6 protein-coding genes are annotated in these 5186 nt (G+C 40.5%); 3 read left to right on the top strand and 3 right to left on the bottom strand.

The annotated features are described in order from the left end of the window. Positions 1-6: 6 nt before the first annotated feature. Complete coding sequence (locus tag NF543_RS24995; protein WP_257670926.1) at positions 7-408, bottom strand: GNAT family N-acetyltransferase; 402 nt, start codon at positions 406-408, stop codon at positions 7-9. Between the two features lie 365 nt (positions 409-773). Then, positions 774-1841 carry a PDDEXK nuclease domain-containing protein gene (locus NF543_RS24990; RefSeq protein ID WP_257670925.1) on the bottom strand — a complete coding sequence of 356 codons (1068 nt, stop codon included), beginning with the start codon at positions 1839-1841 and terminating at the stop codon, positions 774-776. A 498-nt stretch (positions 1842-2339) separates the two neighbouring features. Between NF543_RS24990 and NF543_RS24985 the strand changes: the two genes are divergently transcribed. Genes NF543_RS24985 through NF543_RS24975 form a run of 3 tightly spaced genes read left to right on the top strand, consistent with a single transcriptional unit; the run spans position 2340 to position 4350 of the window. Further along, positions 2340-3140 carry a type IV toxin-antitoxin system AbiEi family antitoxin domain-containing protein gene (locus tag NF543_RS24985; RefSeq protein ID WP_257670924.1) on the top strand — a complete coding sequence of 267 codons (801 nt, stop codon included), beginning with the start codon at positions 2340-2342 and terminating at the stop codon, positions 3138-3140. Next, entirely contained in the window at positions 3140-4006 is an 867-nt protein-coding gene (locus tag NF543_RS24980) for a nucleotidyl transferase AbiEii/AbiGii toxin family protein (RefSeq protein ID WP_257670923.1), read from the top strand. The genes NF543_RS24985 and NF543_RS24980 overlap by 1 nt, the downstream gene beginning before the upstream one ends. Then, on the top strand, positions 4006-4350 hold the full coding sequence (locus NF543_RS24975) for a type I restriction endonuclease (RefSeq protein ID WP_257670922.1): 345 nt from the start codon (positions 4006-4008) through the stop codon (positions 4348-4350). Before NF543_RS24980 ends, NF543_RS24975 begins: the two co-directional genes overlap by 1 nt. Positions 4351-4589: 239 nt before the next feature. Here NF543_RS24975 and NF543_RS24970 read toward each other — a convergent pair whose 3' ends face one another. Beyond that, positions 4590-4922, bottom strand: a complete 333-nt coding sequence (locus tag NF543_RS24970) for a hypothetical protein (RefSeq protein WP_257670921.1) — start codon at positions 4920-4922, stop codon at positions 4590-4592. Positions 4923-5186 lie beyond the last annotated feature (264 nt).

The following is a 5186-nucleotide window of genomic DNA, read 5'->3' as shown; positions in this document are numbered from 1 at the left end:
TTGATTTCAAATACCCGTCACTTCAAGAAAAAGAAATAACGGTGATCTGTTTTTGGGATAACCGTCAGGAGCCGATATTCTAATGTAGAATGCGATGTCAGTTGATACGCCTCCACCATTCTCGTCGTCTACATCATTCTCGCATAAAGTAACGTATGGGCTAGGGAAAGCGTTGCGGAAATTGGTAGAGGAATCGGTCTCACCGGTTTCTTTCAAGATAGCTACCAGCCGGCCGACACGATATTTCTCATATTGGTCATAGTCACGGAGAAATGCGCTGGCAGCAGCGACGTCTCCAAACTGCACGTCGCCCGTGTATTGCAACACCTCTGGGTCCTCATTGAGTGCGTACATCATGGCACCATCCTCCGCACGGAAAGGACGCATGATCAGCCTGCCTGTTATCAACTCACACCGCTTCTTCGCAATTTCCCTNGGTCCTCATTGAGTGCGTACATCATGGCACCATCCTCCGCACGGAAAGGACGCATGATCAGCCTGCCTGTTATCAACTCACACCGCTTCTTCGCAATTTCCCTGGCAACTGTCTTCTCCATGAGGTTGTTAGCTTTATGGCTATATTGTTTGCTAACGAATATCGTGAATGTAAATTTATCAAACAACCGTTTTTACCAAATCCTGGGGAAATCCGCAATCCACGGTTATGAACCCTGTGCTGGAATGTGACGTATAAATAGGTTGTAATGCATGTATCCGGTCGTATGTAAGCAACACTAAACTTTGCTCCTATAGATGCGCGAATATTGTTTGGATTATTTATCCAAATCTACTTCTCCATCCAAATCTTCGGTTATCCTTTGTTTTGCCATTTCGATTGACCGGTGAAGTTTTTCAGCAAACCATTCTTTGCTCGGAAGTTCGGTCAAATACTGTGCTACACGAATTTCTTTTTCATTCAACATAAGTAGTTCAATATGCTCGGTGTTTCCTTCACTGCATAATAATAAACCGATGGGGGACTGTTCACCATTTTGCATTTCGTTTTTCTGCAACCATCGGAGATATAATTCCATTTGCGCTTTATATTCCGGTTTGAATTTTCCAAGTTTGAGGTCAATGGCAACCATCCGCCGGAGCTTTCTGTGGAAAAAGAGTAGGTCTAAATGGTAGTCGGTCGTATCCACCGTAATGCGTTTTTGGCGTTCAACAAAGGCGAAGCCGTTGCCGAGTTCCATAATGAACTCTTGCAAGTTGTCTATTAATGCCTGTTCGAGCTCCTTTTCACTATAATTAGCGGGAAGATTTAAAAAATCCAATACATAGGTATTTTTAAATACGAGTTCTGGATCAATTGACTGCTTGGATCGAAGAAAAGCTATAGCATTTGTAATATTGTCTTCTGCATGCGAAGCAATTGCGGTACGTTCAAAAACCATTGCATCAATGTTATCTCGCAATTTACGTACGCCCCATCGCTCTGATGCTGCGAATGCTGCATAATACATGCGTTTCGGTTCGTTCTCTAAGGTAGACAACTCGATGAAATGGCTCCAGGATAATTGTTGCGACAGTGTCGCAATAATATCACGTGGAAATACAGAAGCCACTTTACGCATTCTACTTAATGCTGTATATGTGTAGCCTTTCCCATAGGCGGAAGTCAATTCTTGCGACACTGTCGCAAGAATCTGGCGACCATATTCTGCTCGATCTTTTTCGATAAGTTCCCGATTGATAAAGTCGCCAATCCCCCAATAAAGTATAGTGGTTTCTGAATTAATATAAACGGAAACACGGCTTCTCGCGGTTTCGATAAGCCGCTTAACACCCTTTATAATGATGGATGTATCTTTTTGTACTCCGACATCTGTCTTTTCCATTAGGTTATTGGTTTACAATTATTTTGTTTGCTAACAAATGTAGTAAAATCGACACCGCTATACAAATAATTTTTAATCAAACCCGCCAACCTTCCGGTTTCCCGTAATGCCCGTGCAATTCCTACGGTTACCTTTGGGTAATCAAAATTTGTAATTCTCAATCGGATGTTTTACCTTGCATGTTATAACTACCATTATAAATCAATAAGCCTAAGAAATATAGCTAATGAATCAATAACATCATATAATCAATAGCCCAATTCACTAACTACTAACTATCAATAAAACGACCAACACAAACCATCATGCGTAAGCATTTCGCCTACCTTTTCCTCATATTGGGGTTCCTGCTGCCTGCGGCTTCGAATGTGCAGCTTAGCTTAAGTAGCTATTTTTAGGTAATGGGAAATGTTGTTTTTTTGCATTTGTTTTATATCTTTACCAATCGAAGAACGATAAGACCCATTTTTTAGGTCTTATCGTTCCGCAAAAGGTAATATGGCAGACAGCGTTTACATATCTGAAAACCTAACTAAGCCCCAGCTCGAATTCTTGAAGTTGTTGGACGACCAAGAAATACAGATTTTCAAATTTTCCGAAATTGAACAGTTGTTGGATCAGAAGTTTGACAATTTAAGCGAAATCTTAGAAAATCTAGTAGACAAGTCGCTTCTTACTCGAATTGAGAAGGGTAAGTTTTGTAGGCAAACCTTTAGGGATGAGTATGTCATTGGGACTTTCATCGTAGAGAACAGCGCCGTAGCTTACTGGTCGGCATTGAATCTACATGGATTGACAGAACAGTTTTCGAATACGGTCTTTATTCAGACGACTCATAAAAAGAATGATAAAGCGATTTTAGGCACTTCGTATAAATTTGTAAAGATAGCACCTTATAAAAAAGCGGGAATAATTTACAATGGGTATGGTAATCTTCAATATCCCATTACCGATGTGGAAAAAACGATTGTAGATTGTTTTGACCTTCCACAACATTCGGGAGGCTATGCCGAACTGATTAGAGCAGTTGGTCAAGCCAAAATGCAACCTGATAAAATAGTCGCTTATTGCCAAGCCGTTAAGAACATAGCGGTTACAAAACGAATAGGCTTTTTGGTTGAATTGTTCAACATCACAGGTTTGGAGCCTTTTATTGATTTTGCTAAGAAACAGGTAAACAACAAATATAACTTGTTTGATCCTCAGGGATTAGACGAGGGGGAATTTGTATCGGAATGGCGATTAAGGCTAAATATCAGCCGAGAGGAATTGCTAGATATATCTACCAAACAATACTAATGATACTGAAAAAGGAAATAGAGAAAAAAGCATTGGAACACGAAGTGTCCAGAAGTACCATTGACAAGGATTGGGTATTGGGACATTTTATTGATGCCATATTTTCAATTGAGCAGTGTAGGCAAGCGTTGATCTTTAAAGGGGGAACTTGTTTGCGTAAGTGCTATTTTCCAGATTACCGTTTTTCAGAAGATTTGGATTTCACATCCACCAATCCGGATTTTAAATTGGGAGAAGATTTATTGAGGCAGATCATGTCGTTGGTACAAGAACGTGCCGGTATGCCACTACATCTTGAGAAGTTAACCGATCTTCGACACAATGATATGCCTACTGGGTACGCTGCTATTGTAAAGTTTTGGGGAGCCGATCATTCCAAAGATCAAGTTCCACCCGATCCTTCCCGATGGACCACTTCGATCAAGATTGAAATAATCCAGTACGAAAAAATGTTGTTCGAACCAACCGTAAAAACAGTCTATCACGATTATTCAGACCAACTCACTCCTGCAATAGAAGAAATTGCTTGCTATGATATAAGAGAAGTATTGTCTGAAAAATTGAGGGCGTTGATACAACGCTCGTACACAGCACCTCGGGATTACTTCGATATATGGTACTTGTCCAAGCATGTAAACGATCTCGAATGGGCGGAGATAAAACAAGCCTTCTTTGAAAAAATGGAATTTAAGGGACTTGAATTCACCGGTGTAGATCAACTCATTAACCCGAAGAGTGAAAACACCGTGAAACGAGCATGGAAAAACAGTTTAGGACATCAGATAGCATCCAGAAAGCTGCCTGCTTTTGACGAGGTCAAAAAGGAACTGGAGCTATTGGCTAATAAAATCTTTGAAACAGCATAATGGCATTTAACGAAAACTCAAGGGTAAAAATTCCTGCGCTTCTTCATTTAATAAAATTAGGCTATACCTATATTCCATTAAGAGAACAAATTCGAAGAGACGATACCAATATTTTTGAGTCGATATTTTTAGAAAGCTTACAAAAAATCAATTCGAGCGCTCAACTAGAAGATTTAAAAAGAGTATTGGACGAGGTTAGCTTGGAAGGCGATTATGAAGATATTGGTGAAACATTTTATCAGCGCTTAACAGCTACTTCCGGCATTAAACTGATTGATTTTAAGAACTTCAACAACAATAGCTTTCACGTCACCACTGAATTGATTTTCCGGAATGTACGATAGCGTGAGGGTTTGATAATATTCAGGAACGGGTCGAGTTCGCGTCGGCATGTCTTGGCTAATTTGCCAGATCGGAAATTCCAAGAGAGAATGTAAGCCATGAAATCCACGATTTGGATTCCGGTTGTCAGGTCGCTATGTACAAAGAACGGTTCGGGGAAAGGTTTGTCGAATATCTATAAGCAGCTTGAAAAAGCCGAAAGAGAGAATAGTAAGTAAATGATTTTCCTCATACGGTATCGTTAAAAGCTCGAATCTAGTGTGTCTAAAATGACCATTGCGGTGTCCACGCTTGTGTACCTATTCGGTTTTGACAGCAACACTAACCGTTTGTCCACCACTCTCAATAAGTTGCTTTCATTCAACGTTTCGAGCGCTTTATCAGCTTCTTCCTTTGTTAAAAAAGCATCGTTCGGCAGCTTGTTGAGCCGATCCTGAATGTTTGCAGGGTTTTTACCCAGTTTATTGGCAAATGCGGTTGTACCGCCAGCAGCCATAACCTCGGCGATGGAGTAGGTTTTATACCTTGGAGTGGATGAAAGTGATCCCGCTGTGTTTTTTTCTTTAACTGCCATGTTTACCTCCTGTTCTTAACAAAGATACATCAAGAATTTGGAAAAACCAATCTCGTTGGTATTTAGACGTCTAGCTTTGCCTTAGGTTGATAGCCCCTAATCCCATTGGGGCGGATCCCCGTTTCCTGAAAATGGAACGGGGTTCTTTTTTTAGATATCTGGCATTTACTCACTGATTTCACCGGGCATCCGTTCTATCTTGTGGCAATCCTATTAAAGCTCTTCAGTCAGATAGCATGATGAATGGTAAAGACACAAAACGAT

This window comes from Parapedobacter tibetensis (assembly GCF_024704835.1).
Taxonomy (GTDB): Bacteria; Bacteroidota; Bacteroidia; order Sphingobacteriales; family Sphingobacteriaceae; genus Parapedobacter; species Parapedobacter tibetensis.
The sequence above is the reverse complement of the archived record's forward strand: the minus strand, read 5'-3'. Positions and strand labels throughout refer to the sequence as shown.